An 18,846-nucleotide genomic window follows, 5' to 3' on the forward strand; every position below is an offset into this window, starting at 1 on the left:
GCGACCGGACCCCGGGTCAGTCCTCCTGCTCGCGCAGCCGCTGGCTGATGACGTGGGAGACGCCGTCGCCACGCATCGACACGCCGTACAGCGCGTCGGCGATCTCCATCGTGCGCTTCTGGTGGGTGATCACGATGAGCTGGGAGGTCTGCCGCAGCTCCTCGAACAGGGTCAGCAGGCGCTGGGTGTTGGTGTCGTCGAGCGCGGCCTCGACCTCGTCCATCACGTAGAACGGCGAGGGCCGGGCCTTGAAGATCGCCACGAGGAAGGCCACCGCGGTCAGCGACCGCTCGCCGCCCGACAGCAGCGACAGCCGCTTGACCTTCTTGCCCGGCGGGCGGGCCTCGACCTCGACGCCGGTGGTGAGCATGTCGGAGGGGTCGGTCAGCAGCAGCCTGCCCTCGCCCCCGGGGAAGACCCGGGTGAAGATCTGCTCGAACTCCCGCGCCACGTCCTCGTAGGCGGCGGCGAAGACCTGCTCGACCCGGTCGTCCACCTCCTTGACCACGAGCAGCAGGTCACGGCGGGTCTTCTTCAGGTCCTCCAGCTGGGAGGTCAGGAACGCGTGCCGCTCCTCCAGCGCCGCGAACTCCTCCAGCGCCAGCGGGTTGACCTTGCCGAGCTGGGTCATCTGCCGCTCGGCCGCCTTCGCCCGCTTCTCCTGCTCCTCGCGCACGTAGGGGACGGGGTCGCCATCGGCCGCCGGGACCGGCTGGTCGGGGCCGTACTCGGCGACCAGGACGTCGGTCTCGACGCCGAACTCCTCGGTCGCCCGCGCTTCGAGCTGCTCCAGGCGCAGCCGCCGCTCGGTCCGGGCCACCTCGCTGCCGTGGGCGCGGTTGACCAGCTTGTCCAGCTCCGCCGTCAGCTCGCGGACCCGGACGCGCATCGACTTCAGTGAGGCGTCGATCCGCCCGCGCGCCTGCTCGGCCTCGTCGCGCTCGGCGGCGGCGGCCGCCAGCGACACCTCCAGCACGGCCAGCGCCCGCTCGGCGCCCCGGACGACCGCCTGCGCCGTGCGGGCCTGCCGGCGCCGCCGCTCCCGCAGCTCGGCCGCCCTGGCCCGTTCCTCGCGCTCCTGCTCGGCGGCCCGCTCCAGCTCCTCGGCGCGGCCCGCGATGCCCCTGACCCGCTCCTCGGCCGTCCGCACGGACAGGCGGGCCTCCATCTCCCCCTGCCGGGCCTCGGCGCAGATCTCGGCCAGCTCGTCGCGCAGCTCGGTGGTGGGCTCCTCGGTGAGCTCCTCGGCGCTCTCCGCGGCGGCGAGGCGCTCCTCCAGCTCGGCCAGGCCCGCCGCGTCGCGGTCGCGGGCCTCGCGGGCCGACGCCACGCCCCGGGCCAGCCGCTCGCACTCGCCGCGGGCCGCGGCGGCGGCGGCGTCGAGCTGGGCGAGGCGGCGGGCCGCGGCGGCGGCCCGCTGGTCGGCGTCGCGCTGGCGGGACCTCAGCTCGTCCAGTACGGCCTGCGCCGCGTTCACCCCCGCCTGGGCGGTCTGCACGCCCGACTGCGTCTCGGCCACCCGCGCCTGGGCCGCCTCGACGGCGAGCTGCGCCTCGCCCTCGGCCTCGGCCGCCTCCTCCAGCGCGGCGGCGGCCTCCTCGGCCCGGTGCCGGGCCTCCTCCAGGTCGGCGGCGGCCTCGTCCAGCGCGGCCCGCATCCGCAGCGCGGAGCCGCCGTCGGCGGAACCGCCCCGGGCGACGTGCGCGCCCAGCAGGTCGCCGGCGCGGGTCGCCGCGCGCAGCCCTGGCCACTGCTCGACCGCCTTGCGCGCGGTCGCGAGGTCGTCGACCACCAGCACGCCGCCCAGCAGGTGCTCGGCGGCGGCGCTCAGGGCGGCGGGGACCTCGACCAGGTCGAGCGCCCACTCGGCCCCGGCGACCGGCACCGGGTCGCGGGGGGAGCCGCCCCCGGAACCGCCCCCGGAGCCGTCGGCGGTGATGACCAGGTCCGCCCGGCCGCCGTCCCGGCCGCGCAGGAAGTCGATCGCGTCGGCCGCGCTCTGCAGCGACTCCACCGCGACGGCCTCGGCGGCGGCGCCCAGCACCGCGGCGACGGCCGCCTCCGCGCCCTGCCGTACGGCGAGCATCGCGGCGACCGGGCCGAGCACCCCGGCGAGGTCGGCGGCGAGCAGCGCCGCGCCGCCGTCCACCCCTCTGGCCAGGCTCAGCTCCAGCGTCTCGCGGCGGGCCTCCAGCGCGGCGACCTGCCGCTGCGACTCCGCCTCGGCCTTGCGCGCCGCGGCGAGGGCGGCCCGTGCCGTGCCCAGGGCGGAGGTCGGGCCGGTGACGGCGGCCTTGGCGTCGTCCACCAGCGCCCTGGCCCGCTCGACGGCGTCCCGGGACTCCTCGACGGCCGCGAGGGCCATCTCCAGCTCCTCGGCGAGGGCGGCCAGGGCCGGGTCGGCGGAGGCGGGGTCGGAGCCCTCCTGGCTGTCGTGCTCGGCCTGGGCGGTCTCGGCGCGCCGCAGCGCCTCCTCAAGGGAGCGCTCCAGACGCCCGATCTCCGCCTCGGCGGCCTCGGCGCGGCTGCGGGCGGCCCCGACGCGGCCCCGCAGGGCCGCCAGGCCCTCGCGCCGGTCGGCGGCGGCCCTGGCCTCGGCGGCCAGCCGGCGTTCCTCCGTCGCGAGAGCCGACTCGGTCTCGGCGCGCCGGGCCACGGCCGCGGCGAGCGTCTCCTGGGCGTCGGCGAGCAGCTCCTCCAGCACCCGTTCCTGCTCGCGGACCTCCTCGGCCTCGCGTTCGTAATCTTCCGGATCGCGGCCGCGCCGTTCCACCGCGGTGTCACTGGCGTGCCGGTGGCGCTCGGCGGCCAGCCCGGACAGGCCGCGCAGCCGGTCGCGCAGCGAGGCGAGCCCGAAGTAGGTCTCCTGGGCGGCGGCCAGCCTCGGCTGGGCCTCGGCCTCGGCGGCCTCCAGCTCCGCCTCGGACCGCTGGCCCTCCTCCAGCTCGGTCTCCACCGCCGTACGGCGGGCAAGCACCGTGGCCTCGTCGGCGACCTCCCGCTCCAGTGCGGCGCGCAGGGTGAGCACGTCGTCGGCGAGCAGCCGGAGCCGGGCGTCGCGCAGGTCGGCCTGGATGACGGCGGCCCGGCGGGCGATCTCGGCCTGCCGTCCCAGGGGCTTGAGCTGGCGGCGCAGCTCGGTGGTGAGGTCCTGGACCCGGGTGAGGTTGGCCTGCATCGCGTCCAGCTTCCGCAGCGCCTTCTCCTTGCGCTTGCGGTGCTTCAGGACGCCCGCGGCCTCCTCGATGAACGCCCGGCGGTCCTCCGGGCCGGCGTGCAGCACCTGGTCGAGCTGGCCCTGGCCGACGATGACGTGCATCTCCCGGCCGATGCCGGAGTCGGACAGCAGCTCCTGGATGTCGAGCAGGCGGCAGGTGTCGCCGTTGATGGCGTACTCGCTCTGACCGGCCCGGAACATCAGGCGGCTGATCGTGACCTCGGTGTAGTCGATGGGCAGCGCGCCGTCGGTGTTGTCGATGGTGAGCGTGACCTCGGCCCGGCCCAGCGGGGCCCGGGAGGAGGTGCCGGCGAAGATGACGTCCTCCATCTTGCCGCCGCGCAGGGACTTGGCGCTGTGCTCGCCCATGACCCAGGCCAGGGCGTCGACCACGTTGGACTTGCCGGACCCGTTGGGGCCGACGACGGCGGTGATGCCCGGCTCGAAGCGCAGGGTGGTGGCCGAGGCGAACGATTTGAAACCGCGCAGGGTGAGGGTCTTGAGGTACAACGAGATCCCCCGTCCTCCCGCGTGATGACCGGCCCGGACGCCGCGCGTCGGCGCGGGTCGGGCGCGGGCGCCGGTGCCCCTCGTCGCGCGGGCGGCTCGGCTTCTCCGCCCGTCCGCCCGGGAGGTCACCGCTCCCGCCTGGGAAGACTACCGTTCTTCGGCGGCGTCCGCCCGCGGGAGAGCCGGCCGTTCCCCGGGAGGGAGGGGCGCGGCCGGCCGGAGAGCGGAAGACGCCGCTACAGGCACGCGCCGGAGGCGGCCCGGAACGGGAGAGGCCAGGACGGGCCGCGTCGCACGCGGTGGAGAACGGAAGACGCCGCCACGGGCCGATCGGGTGTGGTCCGCGGCGGGGAACGCCGAAAAGGGCCGCGTCGGACGCGGCCCGGAACGGGAGACGTCATGGCGGGCCGCCTGGTGCGTGCGGCCCGCGACATGACAAGGGACGCCCCAAGAGGCGTCCCTGGACAATGTGTGTTCGCCCCGGCCTCTAGGTGAGAGCCGGCTCACGATCCTGCAGGCGGGTGAACTCCTCGTCACGGTTGCCCGTGAGTTCGGCGTTCTGGGCCTGGAGCCGGGTGAGCTCTGCCTCGAGATCACGGATGCGCTGCTGGAGACGGCGCATTTCCGAGACCATCCGAGGGTCAGGACCGCCGACGTGGCCGAGTAGAGCCTTCGCCATGTTAAGGGTCCTCCACGCTGAGTGACCAGACTGGTTCGCGCACTTCTTGCCGCGGGAGGGGTGCGCGTGGTTCTTATCAAGAGTCGCACCGGCGAGAGAGACGGTCAAGCTGAACGCTCCCTATGGATGCACCTGTGGGCACTCTCGACATTGAATTATACCCTAATTTGGTGAATCAGGGAAATGGTTTAACGTTCCGCGAAGCCGACGGGTGATCCTTTCGCCTCACTCCAACGTTCCGCCACCCCGTCGACCCGCCCCGGCGTGCGGCCGCCGCGCAGCAGGGTGAGCAGCTCCTCGCAGGACTCCCGGGGCCCCTCCGCCACGACCTCCACCCGGCCGTCGGCGGTGTTCCTGGCCCAGCCGGCCAGGCCGAGCTCAAGCGCCCGGGACCGCGTCCACCAGCGGAAACCCACCCCCTGGACGTCCCCCCTGACCCAGGCGGTCAGCCGGACGGCGCTCACGCCGCGACCCCGCCCGGACGCGGCTGGCAGCGGGGACAGCTGTAGGAGGAGCGGTTCATGAACGACTCCCGGACGATCGGCGCGCCGCACCGCCCGCAGGGCTCGTCGCGCCTGCCGTACACGTTCAGCGACCGCTCGAAGTAGCCGCTCTCGCCGTTGACGTTCACGTACAGGCTGTCGAAGGACGTGCCGCCCACGGCCAGGGCCGCGGACATCACCTCGCGGGCCGCGCCCAGCAGTTCGGAGATCTCCGGCCGGGCCAGCGCCGAGGTGGGCCGCGACCCGTGCAGCCGGGCCCGCCACAGCGCCTCGTCGGCGTAGATGTTGCCGACCCCGCTGATCAGCGACTGGTCGAGCAGCGCCCGCTTGACCTCGGTCCGCCGGGCGCGCAGCCGGTGGGCGAAGCCGTCCTCATCGAAGTGCTCCTCGAACGGGTCGGCCGCGATGTGGACGATCGGCTCGGGAACGTCCCGGCCCCCGGCGCGGGCCAGCGGGGTGACCAGCACGTGCCCGAAGGTCCGCTGGTCCACGAAACGCAGCTCGGGGCCGCCGTCGGCGAAGGCGATCCGGATCCGCAGGTGCTTCTCCAGGGGCGAGTCCGGCTCGACCACCAGCAGCTGGCCGCTCATCCCGAGATGGGCCAGCACCGCGTCGGAGCCGTCCAGCGGCAGCCAGAGATACTTGCCCCGCCGCTGGGCCGTCCCGACCGTGCGGCCCGCCAGCCGGGAGGCGAACTCCTCCGCGCCAGGGACGTGGCGGCGGATCGCCCGGGGGTGCAGCACCTCGGCGCGGGCCACGACCCGGCCGGACACCCAGCGCTCCAGGCCGCGCCGTACGACCTCCACCTCCGGCAACTCGGGCATGCCGGCCCCCTCTCTCAGGACGTTGGCCACGGACGCCGCGCCGGGCGGCGCGACGTCCGGAGACACGGTGGGACGCAGCGCCGCCGACCGCTCAGGCGCCCACGGTACCCGTGGGGCCCGGCCGACACGCCCCGGACGCTCAGGGCGCGCCCCGGACGTTCAGGGCGCTCCGGACGCTCAGGGCGCGGTGCCGGCCTCGCGCCTGTCGCGGTCGCTCCGGATGCGGTTCCAGGCGGCCTCGGCGGCCTGCTGCTCCGCCTCCTTCTTGGAACGCCCGGAGCCCGAGCCGTACTCCTCGCCGCCGAGGCGGACCACCGCGGCGAAGGACTTGGCGTGGTCGGGACCGCTCTCCTCGACGTGGTAGTCCGGCACGCCGAGCGACTCGGAGGCCGTCAGCTCCTGCAGGGAGGTCTTCCAGTCGAGCCCGGCGCCCAGCGACGCCGAACGCGTGATGAGCGGGTCGAACAGCAGGTGGACGACGCGGAACGCCTCACCGAGGCCCTTGTCGACGTACACCGAGCCGATCAGCGCCTCCAGCGTGTCGGCGAGGATGGAGGACTTGTCACGCCCCCCGGTGCCCTCCTCGCCCCGGCCCAGGCGCATGAACCTGCCGAGCTCCAGGGTGCGGGCCACGTCGGCGAGGGCGCGCATGTTGACCACCGCGGCCCGCAGCTTGGCCAGCTGCCCCTCGGGCAGGTCGGGGTGGTTGCGGTAGAGGGTGTCGGTGACCACCAGGCCCAGCACCGAGTCGCCCAGGAACTCCAGGCGCTCGTTGGTCGGCAGCCCGCCGTTCTCGTAGGCGTAGGAGCGGTGGGTCAGGGCCCGCTCCAGGATCGCGGCCTCCAGCCGCACCCCGAGGACCCGCTCCAGCTCGTCACGGGCCAGTTCGACGGCCATCGGCTTGACGCTCGCACCCATACGTCTTCTCCTCGCTCTTCGACGGTGAACGCGCGATGGCGAAGAGAGACGGGAGTGCCCGAAGACGTGGTGGGCGTCGGGAGGGTGCACGGCACCGTGACCCCGGCGTCCACCACAGCCGCGGGCGAGCCGCCATCGCGCCGGATGGAACGGAAGACGCCGGCCAGGCCCGAAGGGGACCCGGCCGGCATCCGTACAGTCAGAACGCGATCAGGCGGAGGGCTCGATCACCTGACGGCGGTTGTAGGTGCCGCAGGACGGGCACGCCACGTGCGGACGCTTCGGCGAGCGGCACTGGGGGCAGCTCACGAGCGAAACCGCGGCGGCCTTCCACTGCGACCTGCGGGAGCGAGTGTTGCTCCGCGACATCTTGCGCTTGGGGACAGCCACGTCAGCTCTCCTGATCGTTGTTATGTTCCGGAACCAGACCTTGCAGCTTGGCCCAGCGGGCGTCGATCACCTCGTGCTTGTGACCGGGCTCGGCGTCCGCCAGCCTGACCCCGCACTCCGTGCAGAGCCCCTCGCAGTCTTCACTGCAGACCGGGCTCAGCGGCAGTGTGAGCACCACCGCGTCACGGAAGACGGGTTCGAGATCGAACAGTTCACCGTCGAGAAGCGAGTCGTCCTCGGCGGCATCCTCCGCCGAGTAGAAGAACAGCTCCTGGAAGCCCACTTCGGTCTCCGAAGTGATCTCTTCCAGGCACCGTGCGCACTCCCCCCGCAGCGGGGTCTGCGCCGTGCCCGTGACGAGCACGCCCTCCATGACCGCCTCAAGGCGGATGTCCAGCTCGACGTCGGCGTCCGCGGGGACGCCGATCATCTCGACGCCGAGGTTCGCCGGTGCCGGAAGGGTGAGGGACATCTGCCGCATACTTCCCGGCCTCCGCCCCAGATCATGGGTGGAGATCACCCACAGGGCTCGGGGGTCGAGGGTCTGCAGAGTCATGTCACTCTCATCAGGCATGGCGAATCACCGCCGTCGTGCAAGGCAAAACAAGAGAATACCAGGGCCTAACCCCTGAGCCGTTCCACCAGCCGTCGCTCGACCAGCTCCGGCACCAGGCCGGTCACGTCCCCGCCGTAGCGGACGATCTCCTTGATGCGGCTGGACGACAGGAACGACACCTCGGGGCCGGTCGCCATGAACAGCGTCTCCACCCCGGACATCCGGTAGTTGAGCTGGGCCATCTGCAACTCGTAGTCGAAGTCGCTGATCGCGCGCAGCCCCTTGACGATCGCCGGGATCTCCTGCTGCCTGCAGTAGTCGACCAGCAGGCCGTGGAACTTGTCCACCCGGACGTTGCCGTACTCCTTGGTGACGGACCGGAGCATCTCGATGCGCTCCTCGACCGTGAACAGGCTCTTCTTCTCGATGTTGATCAGGACTGCTACGACGAGCTCGTCGTACTGCCGGGAGGCCCGGCCGATGATGTCCAGGTGGCCGTTGGTGACGGGATCGAACGATCCCGGGCATACGACGCGACGCAAGGCGCGACCCCCTGCTCTATGGATTCCCGGCGGCGCGACCGTACCAAACGGACGCTTCGCCATAGCGACGGACCCTCTCCTCTTCGTACCCGGAAGGCCACTCGAGGGACCCGCCCCGGCTCTCCCGTTCCACCGCCACCAGCGCGTCCCCGGCCAGCCAGCCGTGGTCGCGCAGCCGCTCCAGGACGGCCCGCACCTCCACGTCGGCCACCGCGTACGGCGGGTCGGCGAACACCAGGTCGTACGGCTCGTCCGCGCCCCTGGCGAGCACCCGCTCGACCCGGTCGGCCGCGAGCTCGGCTCCGGGCAGGCCCAGGCTCGCGATGTTCGCCCTGATCGTCCGGACCGCTTTGGCGTCGGACTCCACCAGCAGCGCGTGCGCGGCCCCGCGTGACAGCGCCTCCAGCCCGATCGCGCCGGACCCGGCGTACAGGTCGAGCACCCTGGCGCCGTCCAGCGGGCCGAGGAGCGAGCCCACGGTGGAGAAGATGCCCTCCCTGGCCCGGTCGCTCGTGGGGCGGGTGCCCCGGCCCGGCGGCACCGCCAGCCGCCGCCCCCCTGCGCTTCCCGCGATCACTCGGCTCACCGGCTCATTGTCCCAGTCCTCCCGGCACGTCCGTCCGCGCGGCCGCCCGGCCCTCTCCCGGCAGGTCGGCGACCGGCCGCCGGAAAAGTGCGGCAGTGGTACGGCGGCGCACCCCGGCGTGTCGCGGCGCATCGCATAACCGCAGGTCAAAAGGGTTTCGCCAGGTGATCTAGGTCAAGAGTGGGCAAGGAGCGGCGACGAAACCGCAAGGGTCGTTCCCCCCGGCCCCCGGGCCTTGCATGATGAGTCCTGCGGCCTTCGACAGTCCCAGGGGAAGGCCGACCGGCGTGGTCGTGAGCCCTTCCGCACGCCGGTGCTCTCGGCACCTGACCCGAGAGTGGGCCCAAGCGGGGACGGCATTCGGGGGGAGGCCGTCCCCGCAGTTGGGCCCTCGGGACCTCCGCGTCCCCGTGCCGCCGCCGGACCCGCGCCTCCGCCGATCCCGCGCCGCCGTTCCGGCACCGCCCTTCCGGGTACGCCGCCGTCAGGCCTTCTCCAGGTACTCGGCGCGCTCGTCGGCCAGCAGCCGGTCGATCTCCGTACGGAGCACCGGGTGCCCGATCAGCTCGGGGTCGGCCGCCAGCATCTCCTCGGCGTCCGCGCGGGCGGCGAGGATCACCTCCTCGTCACGCAGGAGCTGGAGCATCTTCAGCGACGACCGGCGCCCCGACTGGGCCACGCCGAGCACGTCGCCCTCGCGGCGCTGCTCCAGGTCGACGCGCGACAGCTCGAAGCCGTCGAGGGTCGCCGCCACCGCGTCGAGCCGCTGCCGGGCGGGCGTGCCGCCCGGGGCGTCGCTCACCAGCAGGCACAGCCCCGGCAGCCCGCCCCGGCCGACCCGGCCGCGCAGCTGGTGGAGCTGGGAGACTCCGAACCGGTCGGCATCCATGATCACCATGACCGAGGAGTTGGGGACGTCCACGCCGACCTCGATGACCGTGGTCGCCACCAGGACGTCGACCTCGCCGCGGGTGAAGGCCCGCATCACGGCGTCCTTCTCCTCGGGAGGCAGCTTGCCGTGCAGCACCGCCGTACGGAGGCCGGAGAGCGGCCCCTCCGACAGCATCTGGGCCACGTCGAGCACGGCCAGCGGCGGCCGCCGCTCGTCGTCGCCCTTCGTCAGGTCGCCCTCGTCGCCCTCCAGGTCGCCGATGCGGGGACAGACGATGTACGCCTGCCGGCCCAGCCCGACCTCCTCACGCAGCCGCGTCCAGGCGCGGTCGAGGAAGTGCGGCTTCTCCGCGGCGGGCACCACGTGCGTGGTGATCGGGGCGCGGCCGGAGGGGAGCTGGGAGAGCGTGGAGACCGTGAGGTCGCCGAAGACCGTCATGGCGACCGTGCGCGGGATCGGGGTGGCGGTCATGACCAGCACGTGCGGCCGCCCCTCCCCTGCCTTCTCGCGCAGCGCGTCGCGCTGCTCGACGCCGAAGCGGTGCTGCTCGTCCACCACCACCAGGCCCAGGTCGGCGAACTGCACCCGCTCCTGGAGCACCGCGTGGGTGCCGACCACGATGCCGGCCGCCCCCGAGGCCGCGTCGAGCATGGCCGAGCGGCGGGCCGCGGCGCCCAGCGAGCCGGTCAGCAGCGCGACGGAGGTGCCGCCGAACATGCCGCCCGTGGCCAGGTCGCCGAGCATGGCGGTGATCGAGCGGTGGTGCTGCTGGGCCAGCACCTCGGTCGGGGCCAGCAGCACGGCCTGCCCGCCGGCGTCGACCACCTGGAGCATGGCGCGCAGCGCGACGACGGTCTTGCCCGCGCCGACCTCGCCCTGCAGCAGCCGGTGCATGGGGTGGGGCCGGGCGAGGTCGTCGGCGATCTCCTCGCCGACGTCCCGCTGCCCCTCGGTGAGCTGGAACGGCAGGCGCGCGTCGAAGTCGGCCAGCAGGCCGTCGCCGCGCGGCGGCCGGGGCGTGGCGGGCCAGGATCCGGCCGCCATCTTGCGCTGCACCAGCACCGCCTGCAGCGTGAACGCCTCGTCGAACTTCAGCCGCTTGCGCGCCCGGGACACGTCGGCGTGGTCGCGCGGCCGGTGGATCGCCAGCAGCGCCTCGGCCAGACCGGGCAGCCGGTGGCGGGCGCGCAGGTCGGCCGGGAGCGGGTCGTCGAGCGGGCCGAGGGTGTCGAGGACGACCCCCAGCGCCCGGCGGATCGCCCAGGGCGTGACGTCCTTGCCCGCGGGGTAGATCGGCACCAGCGCCGCGGCGAACTCCTCGGCGGCCGCCTCGGTCTCGTCGAACATCTCGAACTCGGGGTGGGAGAGCTGCCACCTGCGCTTTTCGCCCTGGCCGAACGCGCCGACCTTGCCGGCGAACATGCCGCGCCGCCCGGGGCGCAGCCGTGTCTCGGCGATGTGGGACGCCCGGCCGAAGAAGGAGAGATAGATCTTGCTGCGGCGGCCGTCGACGACCTCGACCTCCAGCCAGGTGCCGCCCTTGTTCCGCATCGGCCTGCGCATGAGCCTGGTCACCTCGCCCACCACGGTGACGTGCTCGTCGATCTGCAGGTCATCGAGGTCGGTCAGCTCGCCCCGCTCGGCGTAGCGGCGCGGGTAGTGCCGCAGGAGGTCACCGACGGTGCGCAGGCCGAGAACGCTCTCCAGCAGCTTGGAGGTCTTGGGGTCCAGCGCCTTCGTCAGCGGCTCGTCGAAGCTCGTCACCCCACGTTTCTACCGCGTCCGGCGGACAGAACCGGCGCGGCTCACTCCACCCCGACGAGCAGCGGGTAGCCGCCCTGGCCCCCCTCGTACACGACGACCTCCACGTCGGGCCGCTCGGCGGCCAGGTGGTCGCGTACGGCGCCGGCCAGGCCGGGCGGCGCGCCGGCGCCCTCCAGCATGGTCACCAGCTCGCTGGCGGGCGTCACCATGCGGCGGACGATCTCGATCGCGACGCCGGCGACGTCGGCGCCGACCACCGCGGCGTCGCCGTCGACCACGCCCAGGACGTCCCCCGGCGCGACCAGCCCGGCGCTCGTCATGACCTCCCGGTCGGCCACCCAGACGTGCCCGTGGCGGGTGTGCGCGGCGGCCTCGGTCATGGCGACCACGTCGTCGTCGAAGCGGCGCAGCGGGTCGTGGACCGCCAGCGCGGCCAGCCCCTGCACCGACGCCCTGGTGGGCAGCACCGCCACGGTCAGGCCCTCCTCCCGGGCGATCTCGGCGGCGGCCGTCGCCACCTCCCGCGTGCCGTCGTCGTTGGGCAGCACCGCGACCTCCGCGCCCGCCTCCCGGATCGCGGCGAGGACGGCCGCCAGCGGCGGAGTGGACCCGGGCCTCCTGCGCACCACCACCGCCCCCGCCTCGCCGAACACCGCGCCCAGCGCGGGACCCGCGGCCACCGCCACCACGCCCCGGCTGCGGGCGGGCGGATGGGTGTGCCCGGGACCGCCGAGGTAGGTCACCCTGATCCGGTGGGGCCGGCCCGCCGCCATGCCCGCCTCGATCGCCGCCCCCGCGTCGTCCACGTGGACGTGCACGTTCCACAGGCCGTCGCCGCCCACGACCACCAGGGAGTCGCCGAGCGCGTCGAGCTCCCGGCGCAGCCGCCCGACCGCGTCCGCGCCCGCGTCCAGCAGGTACATCACCTCGTAGCAGGGTCCGCCCGGCGGCTCGGCGGCGGGTCCGGGCACGGCTCCGCGGGCCGGCGCGGGGATGTCGAGCCGGGCGGGGTGGGAGCCGGTGACCACCGCGGCGAGGCTCTCCAGGATGAGGGCCAGGCCCGCCCCGCCGGCGTCCACGACCCCGCTCCTGGCCAGCACGTCGAGCTGTCCGGGCGTACGGCGCAGCGCCGCGCGCGCCTCCTCTGCGGCCTTCCCCGCCACCGCGGCCAGGTCCGCCGTCAGATCGGCCGACAGTCCCCGCACGGCCCCGGCGGCGGCGGTGAGCACGCTGAGCACCGTGCCCTCCACCGGCCTGGCCACCGCCTCGCGGGCCAGCTCGGCGGCCCTGACCAGCCCGCGCCCGAGGTCGGCTCCCCTGCCCTCGGCGGTCCGCAGCACCTCGGCGAGACCGCGCAGCGCCTGGCTGACGATGACGCCGGAGTTGCCGCGGGCCCCGAGCAGGGCGCCCCGGGCGAACGCCTGCCAGGTGGCCGCGGTGTCGGCGTCGCCGGGCAGCTCGTCGAGCGCCTCGGCCGCCGAGAGCATCGTCAGGTGCAGGTTGGTGCCGGTGTCGCCGTCGGGGACGGGGAAGACGTTCAGCGCGTCGATCTCCCGCCGTGCCCTGCCCAGGGTCTCCGCGGCCAGCCGGGACCAGCGTCGCACCGCCGGCGCGTCGAGAACCTGCAACATGCCCGCCCTCCTGCTCGTCCCCGCGGATCGCGGAGGCTGCCCATCCGGGATGCGCTACGGTTGTCCTGGAGATTATCTCCGTTCGACCAGGCGTGACGGCTCCTGTTGGCACGCACGGCCGGACATCGGATATCCTCGTGTGGCCAGCCGGTCGTCCCGGCGTGCCCGATGACCGCCCGCTAGCGAGGCGGATCGAGCCTCTCTACCGATCTAAGGAGCGAATCGTGGCTTCCGTCTGCGACGTCTGCGCTAAGAAGCCGACCTTCGGCAACAACATCTCCCACTCGCACCGCCGCACCCGCCGCCGCTGGAACCCCAACATCCAGACCGTGCGCGCAGTGGTGAACGGCACGCCGAAGCGGATGAATGTGTGCACCTCCTGCATCAAGGCCGGCAAGGTCGCCCGCTAGTCGGACCTCCCGCGCAGCCCGTCGTACCCGTCGAGGGAACGGCGGGCTGCCGCCTTTTCCAGGTCCGCCCGGCACGGCCCGCCGGGCCCCGCCGCGGCGGTGCCGCCTCACCCGGACCCGGCACGGCCCGCCGCGGAGCCGGGGCCGAGGGAAGCGGGTCCGGGCGGGAGCGGCGGCCGGGGCGTCAGCGCCAGAGCCAGCCGTGGTCGACGGGGCCGATGCCCGCGCCCAGCGGGAACCCCCGGGCGATCGCGCCCGTGACGTACTCCTTGGCCCTGCCCACCGCCCCCGGGACGTCCTCGCCGAGGGCGAGGTGGGAGGCGATGGCCGAGGCCAGCGTGCAGCCGGTGCCGTGGGTGTGCCGGTTGTCGTGCCGCTCGGCGGTGAAGCGGAACTCCCGGACGCCGTCGGTCAGCAGGTCGACCGGCGCGCCCGGCAGGTGACCGCCCTTGACCAGCACCCAGGCGGGCCCCATCTCCAGGACCGCGTCGGCGGCCCGGCGCATGTCGCCCTCCTCCTCCACCTTCACCCCGGTGAGCTGGGCCACCTCCCAGAGGTTGGGGGTGACGACGGTGGCCGTCGGCAGCAGCCGGGTCCGCACCGTGTCCACGGCCTCGGCCGCCAGCAGCGCGTCGCCGTGCTTGGAGACCCCCACCGGGTCGACCACCACCGGCACGCCCACCCCGGCGAGCACCTCCGCGACCGTCTCGACGAGCACGGGGGAGGCGAGCATCCCCGTCTTGACGGCCTGTGCCCCGATGTCGCCCAGCACCGAGTCGAGCTGCGCGCGCACCGCCTCGGGGGGAAGCTCCCAGTACCCCTGCACACCCAGCGAGTTCTGCGCCGTCACGGCGGCGATGACGCTCATGCCGTGCACGCCGAGGGCCAGCATGGTCTTCAGGTCGGCCTGGATGCCCGCGCCGCCGCCGGAGTCGGACCCGGCGACGGTCAGCACGCGGGGAGGGATCGAATCGGTCATACAGCCATCCAACCAGGTCCCGCCCGGGTGACCGCGCTCTCCCCGGAGGACGGGCGGGCCCGCGGGACCACGCCACGGCCCGGTCGAGCTCGGGTGGCCTCGCACTCCCCCCGCGTGGCGTGACGGGTCCAGCGGGGCCGGGCCGGGCCGGGCCGGTTCAGGTGACCGTGCACTCCCCCTGCGTGCTGTGGCAGGTCCTCGGGGTCTCGGCCCGGCCCTGCGCGGTGACGGTGAGGACGAGCCTCTCCCCCGCGTCCATGTCCTCGGCCGACTCGATCACCAGGGTGTCGCCGTCCTGCCGCCAGCCGGCGCCCTCGACCGAGGTGACCTCGCCGCCGACCGGAAGGCTCAGGTCCAGCTGGGGCAGGCGCTCGTCCGCGGCGACCACGAGCCGGGCGGTGTAGGCCTGCTGCCTCTGCCGTACGACGCCGAACCCGACCCGCAGGGCCGCGCCCGGGACGGAGGCGGCGGCCGGCTCCGCGGTGGCCGACTGCGTCTCGGGGGTCTGCTCGACCGGAGGCGGGGTGGTGGCCTGCGGGGTCTGCGGCGTGTCGTTCCGGGAACCCGTGGTGGGGCCGACGACGTGCGACTGGTCGCCCGGACCGGCGGTGGAGTCGTCGCCGGACCCGTCGTCCGAACGTGGACGCTCGGCGCGGCGCGGGGCACGGGTCTCGTCCGGCCGCGGCGTCGCGGTGGGTGTGCGGCCGGAGCGGTGCTGCGGTATCCGGGGCGGCGCCGGGGACGGGGTCGCGCTCTCCGTGGCGGCCGGCGTCTCCTCGGCGGGCGGCTCGTCGTCGGCGGGCGGGCTCTCCTCCTCCGGGGGGAGCGAGGTGGACCCGTCGGTCTCGTCGAAGGCCGTCGCGTGGCAGCCGCCCGGCGGGCACGCCGCGTCCGGCGTCGTCTCCGAGCCGCTCAGCAGGCGGACGCCTCCGAAGGTCCCGCCCAGCACCGCGGTCACCGCGGCGACGGCGAGCAGGGTCTTCTTCCCCCGCCCGGCCCGCCGGCGGTCCTCCGGCCAGGCCGGTTCCTGCATCTCGGACGTGGCCGTCCAGCCCGAGCCCAGGAAGCCCGTGCGGGTGACGGTCTCGTCCGTGCCGGTCACCGTCTCCGCCGACTCCTCGGGCCGGAGGCGCCGGCCGACCGGCGTGTCGAGACTGCGGGTCTCCTCGGGGAGCTCCGGGTCACGTTCCCGCTGTACGCGGCGAGCGTCCTCCCTATGTCCACCATGGCGGCCCATGTCGCCCCTTCCACCAGGAATTCCGACAGCACATCTTCATACCAGTTCAGTAACCCTTGACGGCAAATTTCACTGGGGTCACATCAGTGGCACGCGTCACTCGCGGAAGTGGTCCCAGCCGCCGTGCTCCACCGAACGTCCCTCGACCCGTGCGCCCCCGCCCTCGACGACCCGGCCGACCGTGGTCCACTCCGGGGGCAACGCTACGCCGTCCGGGAAGGTCGCGGCGAGCGCGTGGTCGTCTCCGCCGGAAAGGACCCATTCCAGCGGGTCGGCGCCGAGCAGGTCCGCGGCCCGGCTCAGCGCGCCGGGCACGGGGAGGCGCCCGGGGTCGAGCACGACGCCGACGCCGCTGGCCCGCGCCACGTGGCCGAGGTCCTGCAGCAGGCCGTCACTGACGTCGAGCATCGCCGTGGCGCCGAGCGCGGCCGCCTCCGGGCCGCGGGCGTAGGGCGGCAGGGGACGGCGGTGGGCCTCGACGAGCCCGGCCAGTTCCCCGGGGACGGGCGGTCCCGCGCCGAGCAGGGCCAGGCCGGCGGCGGCGTGCCCGAGCCGTCCCGTCACCGCGACGATGTCTCCCGGGCGCGCCCCCGAGCGGGTGACCGGCGGGCGTCCGCCCAGGTCTCCCAGGGCGGTGACCCCGATCACCACCTGGTCGCAGCGGGTGATGTCGCCGCCGACCACGCTGGCGCCGACCAGGTCGCACTCGTCGCGGAAGCCGTCGGTGAGGTCGTCCAGCCAGCCGGTGGACGCACCGGCGGGCAGGCCGAGGCCGACCACGATGCCGGTGGGGCGGGCGCCCATCGCCGCGACGTCGGAGAGGTTCTGCGCGGCGGCCTTGCGGCCGATGTCATAGCCACTGGACCAATCCCGGCGGAAGTGCCTACCCTCGATCAGGAGGTCCGTCGTCACGACGACCCGCCCGTCGGGGGCCCGCAACAGCGCCGCGTCGTCACCGGGACCGAGTAAAACCGTCCCTCCCTGTGGCAAGCGTCCGGAAATACGTGAAACAATCCCGAATTCGCCGAGATCTCCGACTGTGATGACGCACCTCCTGTTCATCACAGGGTACGGTGGCCCTTCGGCACTGATCCAATCGCCCCGGAGGACGTTATGGTGCAGGCCTACATCCTTATCCAGACCGAGGTCGGCAAGGCCGCGAGCGTGGCCGGGCAGATCTCCGGAATCCCCGGTGTCACGCAGGCGGAAGACGTCACCGGGCCCTACGATGTGATCGTCCGCGCCGAGGCCCGGAACGTCGACGAGCTGGGCAAGCTCGTCGTGGCCAGGATCCAGGGAGTCGAGGGGATCACGCGCACGCTCACGTGCCCCATCGTCCACATCTGAGCGTCACGGGGAGCCGAGCGTCACGGAAGGTCTGAACGTCATCGGGGGTTCCGGCGCCGCGGGAGAACCGGGCGTCGCCGAAGGTCCAGGGCTCTCGGGGGGCCCGTACGGCACGGGGAGCACGAGCGTCATGAGGGGTCCGGGCGTCACGGGGAGACGCCGGACGCCGTTCCGGTCCGCCCGCTGGGCCGCCTCCGCCTGCGCCCTCCTGGCGCTGGCCGGGTGCGGCGGCCCGGTCCGGGTGGAGCCTCCCGCCCCGCAGGGCGAGGCCGCCGCCGGATGCCGGGCACTCGGCGGGCGGCTCCCCGCCGATCTCGACGGCGCGGAGCGGACGGAGTCGGAGCCCGCCTCGCCGTACGTCGCGGTCTGGGGCGGCGGCGAGATCGCACTGCGCTGCGGGGTGCCCAGGCCGCCGTCCATGTCGGCCACCGCCGAGGTGCCGGAGATCGACGGGGTGGCGTGGTTCTCCGACCCGGCCCGGCCCCTGCTGTTCACCGCGATCGGCCGGGAGGCGTACGTCGAGGTGACGGTCTCCCGCAAGCACGTGCCCGAGAGCGTTCTCGTCGACCTCGCGGCCCCGATCAAGGCGGCGCTGCCCCAGACCGGGTGATTCGTACCGGGGCCGCGGGCCCCTTCGCCCCTCACCCCTCGCCCTCGCCCCTCACCCCTCGCCCGTTCTCCCGGAGGCCGGAAGCCTGGAGGCCGTGAGCGGGAAGAGGTGCCCGGCCACGCGGGGGACGCCCGCGCGGACCGCTTAACCCGACCCGAAGCGGGCATCCAGCACGAATGTGGGGAAAAGCGGTATTCGAAGGACTGGTGGCAGGGGCGGCCGGCGCGGTCGCCATGACCCTCGCTGAGAAGGTGGAGCAGCGCCTCACCGGCCGGCCCGACTCCCACGTGCCGGCCCGGGTGCTGGAGCGGCTGACCGGGCTGCCGGAGGCGCCCGCCCGGCAGCCCGTCCCGCTCGATCTGGCGATGCACCTCGGGCAGGGATGCCTGCTCGGCGCGTTGCGCGGCGTGATGGCGACCGCCGGGCTGCGCGGCCCGTGGTCCTCGGCGATGTTCTGGGTCGTACGGCTCACCAACGACCAGACGCTGGAGAACGCGACCGGCGCGGGCGCCCCGCCGTGGACCTGGCCCCGGCGCGAACTCGTGGTGGACCTGCTGCACAAGGGCGTCTACGCCTTCACCACCGGGATCGTCGCCGACCGGCTCGCCGAACGGCACGGCCTCGGCCCCGGGCAGGTGCACGCCAACATGGCGCCTGGCCGGATCGCGGGCGTGGGCCCGCCGCCCAGGGGACGGCGGACGCTCGCCCGGGGGTGACACGGGGCCGGACCGGCGGTGCGGGACCGTACCCCGGGCCGGACCGGCGCGGGCCGACGACGCGGAGCCGGACCGGTGCGGATCGGCGGGGCGGGGCCGTGTCCCGGGCCGGGTCAGCGCAGGCCGGTGGCGCGGTGCAGGGCGAGCTGGATCAGCCGGTCGACCAGTTCGGGGTAGGAGAGCCCGCTGGCCGCCCACAGCCGGGGCGCGACCGACGTCGCGGTGAAGCCGGGCATGGTGTTGATCTCGTTGACGAGCAGCCGGCCGTCCGGGGTGTAGAAGAAGTCGACCCTGGCCAGGCCCTCGCAGTCCAGCGCCTCGAAGGCGCGCACGGCCATCGCCCGCAGGTTCTCGGCGACGTCGTCGGGGATGTCGGCGGGCACCGCCACGGAGGTGGCGTCGCTGATGTACTTGGCCTCGAAGTCGTAGAAGTCGTGGTGGGCGGGGGCCACGGCCGCGCCCGCCAGGCGGGCCCACGGGGCCGCGGCCCCCGCTCGCAAGCGCACCCGGCGGGACTCCCGTCACCCAGACAACG

General features: G+C 74.2%; 18 protein-coding genes and 1 pseudogene. 4 read left to right on the top strand and 15 right to left on the bottom strand.

The genetic code is table 11. The features are described 5' to 3' along the window. Window positions 1-16: 16 nt before the first annotated feature. From smc to AB0D67_RS26925, 11 genes are all read right to left on the bottom strand, one after another. Window positions 17-3,727 (bottom strand): chromosome segregation protein SMC, encoded by a 3,711-nt coding sequence (gene smc / locus AB0D67_RS26875; RefSeq protein ID WP_362941494.1) that lies wholly within the window; start codon window positions 3,725-3,727, stop codon window positions 17-19. A gap of 487 nt (window positions 3,728-4,214) precedes the next feature. Then, a complete protein-coding gene (locus tag AB0D67_RS26880; RefSeq protein ID WP_179824786.1) occupies window positions 4,215-4,406 on the bottom strand; it encodes a hypothetical protein in 192 nt (63 codons plus the stop codon). 188 nt (window positions 4,407-4,594) lie between these two features. Further along, a complete protein-coding gene (locus AB0D67_RS26885; RefSeq protein ID WP_362941498.1) occupies window positions 4,595-4,870 on the bottom strand; it encodes an acylphosphatase in 276 nt (91 codons plus the stop codon). Next, window positions 4,867-5,733 (bottom strand): bifunctional DNA-formamidopyrimidine glycosylase/DNA-(apurinic or apyrimidinic site) lyase, encoded by an 867-nt coding sequence (mutM, locus tag AB0D67_RS26890; protein WP_362941501.1) that lies wholly within the window; start codon window positions 5,731-5,733, stop codon window positions 4,867-4,869. The genes AB0D67_RS26885 and mutM overlap by 4 nt, the downstream gene beginning before the upstream one ends. Before the next feature lie 177 nt (window positions 5,734-5,910). Further along, window positions 5,911-6,651, bottom strand: coding sequence for a ribonuclease III (gene rnc, locus AB0D67_RS26895; RefSeq protein WP_362941504.1), 741 nt, complete (start codon window positions 6,649-6,651; stop codon window positions 5,911-5,913). Window positions 6,652-6,861: 210 nt separating this feature from the next. Further along, a complete protein-coding gene (gene rpmF / locus AB0D67_RS26900) occupies window positions 6,862-7,041 on the bottom strand; it encodes a 50S ribosomal protein L32 (protein WP_179824792.1) in 180 nt (59 codons plus the stop codon). Between the two features lies 1 nt (window position 7,042). After that, window positions 7,043-7,597, bottom strand: a complete 555-nt coding sequence (locus AB0D67_RS26905) for a YceD family protein (RefSeq protein WP_362941507.1) — start codon at window positions 7,595-7,597, stop codon at window positions 7,043-7,045. 65 nt (window positions 7,598-7,662) lie between these two features. Next, complete coding sequence (gene coaD / locus AB0D67_RS26910; RefSeq protein ID WP_362941511.1) at window positions 7,663-8,139, bottom strand: pantetheine-phosphate adenylyltransferase; 477 nt, start codon at window positions 8,137-8,139, stop codon at window positions 7,663-7,665. Between the two features lie 16 nt (window positions 8,140-8,155). After that, window positions 8,156-8,725 carry a 16S rRNA (guanine(966)-N(2))-methyltransferase RsmD gene (gene rsmD / locus AB0D67_RS26915; protein WP_362941514.1) on the bottom strand — a complete coding sequence of 190 codons (570 nt, stop codon included), beginning with the start codon at window positions 8,723-8,725 and terminating at the stop codon, window positions 8,156-8,158. A 484-nt stretch (window positions 8,726-9,209) separates the two neighbouring features. Further along, window positions 9,210-11,381 carry an ATP-dependent DNA helicase RecG gene (recG, locus tag AB0D67_RS26920; RefSeq protein ID WP_362941517.1) on the bottom strand — a complete coding sequence of 724 codons (2,172 nt, stop codon included), beginning with the start codon at window positions 11,379-11,381 and terminating at the stop codon, window positions 9,210-9,212. Between the two features lie 41 nt (window positions 11,382-11,422). Beyond that, window positions 11,423-13,012: a DAK2 domain-containing protein gene (locus tag AB0D67_RS26925; protein WP_362941520.1), complete on the bottom strand. Its 1,590-nt coding sequence runs from the start codon at window positions 13,010-13,012 to the stop codon at window positions 11,423-11,425. A 224-nt stretch (window positions 13,013-13,236) separates the two neighbouring features. Between AB0D67_RS26925 and rpmB the strand changes: the two genes are divergently transcribed. Continuing rightward, on the top strand, window positions 13,237-13,422 hold the full coding sequence (gene rpmB, locus AB0D67_RS26930) for a 50S ribosomal protein L28 (protein WP_179824804.1): 186 nt from the start codon (window positions 13,237-13,239) through the stop codon (window positions 13,420-13,422). 184 nt (window positions 13,423-13,606) lie between these two features. Here rpmB and thiD read toward each other — a convergent pair whose 3' ends face one another. The 3 genes from thiD to AB0D67_RS26945 all read right to left on the bottom strand — a co-directional run bounded on the left by thiD (window position 13,607) and on the right by AB0D67_RS26945 (window position 16,700). After that, window positions 13,607-14,401 carry a bifunctional hydroxymethylpyrimidine kinase/phosphomethylpyrimidine kinase gene (thiD, locus tag AB0D67_RS26935; protein ID WP_362941523.1) on the bottom strand — a complete coding sequence of 265 codons (795 nt, stop codon included), beginning with the start codon at window positions 14,399-14,401 and terminating at the stop codon, window positions 13,607-13,609. Window positions 14,402-14,558: 157 nt separating this feature from the next. Then, window positions 14,559-15,503, bottom strand: coding sequence for a hypothetical protein (locus AB0D67_RS26940; protein WP_362941526.1), 945 nt, complete (start codon window positions 15,501-15,503; stop codon window positions 14,559-14,561). Window positions 15,504-15,734: 231 nt separating this feature from the next. Further along, complete coding sequence (locus tag AB0D67_RS26945; RefSeq protein ID WP_362941529.1) at window positions 15,735-16,700, bottom strand: thiamine-phosphate kinase; 966 nt, start codon at window positions 16,698-16,700, stop codon at window positions 15,735-15,737. Between the two features lie 51 nt (window positions 16,701-16,751). Between AB0D67_RS26945 and AB0D67_RS26950 the strand changes: the two genes are divergently transcribed. The 3 genes from AB0D67_RS26950 to AB0D67_RS26960 all read left to right on the top strand — a co-directional run bounded on the left by AB0D67_RS26950 (window position 16,752) and on the right by AB0D67_RS26960 (window position 18,311). After that, window positions 16,752-16,985 (top strand): Lrp/AsnC ligand binding domain-containing protein, encoded by a 234-nt coding sequence (locus AB0D67_RS26950; protein ID WP_362941532.1) that lies wholly within the window; start codon window positions 16,752-16,754, stop codon window positions 16,983-16,985. Between the two features lie 130 nt (window positions 16,986-17,115). Then, entirely contained in the window at window positions 17,116-17,595 is a 480-nt protein-coding gene (locus AB0D67_RS26955) for a DUF3515 domain-containing protein (protein ID WP_362941535.1), read from the top strand. 206 nt (window positions 17,596-17,801) lie between these two features. Next, window positions 17,802-18,311, top strand: coding sequence for a hypothetical protein (locus tag AB0D67_RS26960; RefSeq protein WP_362941538.1), 510 nt, complete (start codon window positions 17,802-17,804; stop codon window positions 18,309-18,311). A gap of 113 nt (window positions 18,312-18,424) precedes the next feature. On the opposite strand, the pseudogene AB0D67_RS26965 reads toward AB0D67_RS26960, so the two are convergent. Further along, window positions 18,425-18,745 (bottom strand): annotated as a pseudogene (locus AB0D67_RS26965) (ATP-grasp domain-containing protein); the annotation flags it as partial. Between the last annotated feature and the right edge of the window lie 101 nt (window positions 18,746-18,846).

It is taken from the genome of Streptosporangium sp. NPDC048047, assembly GCF_040653115.1.
Taxonomy (GTDB): Bacteria; Actinomycetota; Actinomycetes; order Streptosporangiales; family Streptosporangiaceae; genus Streptosporangium.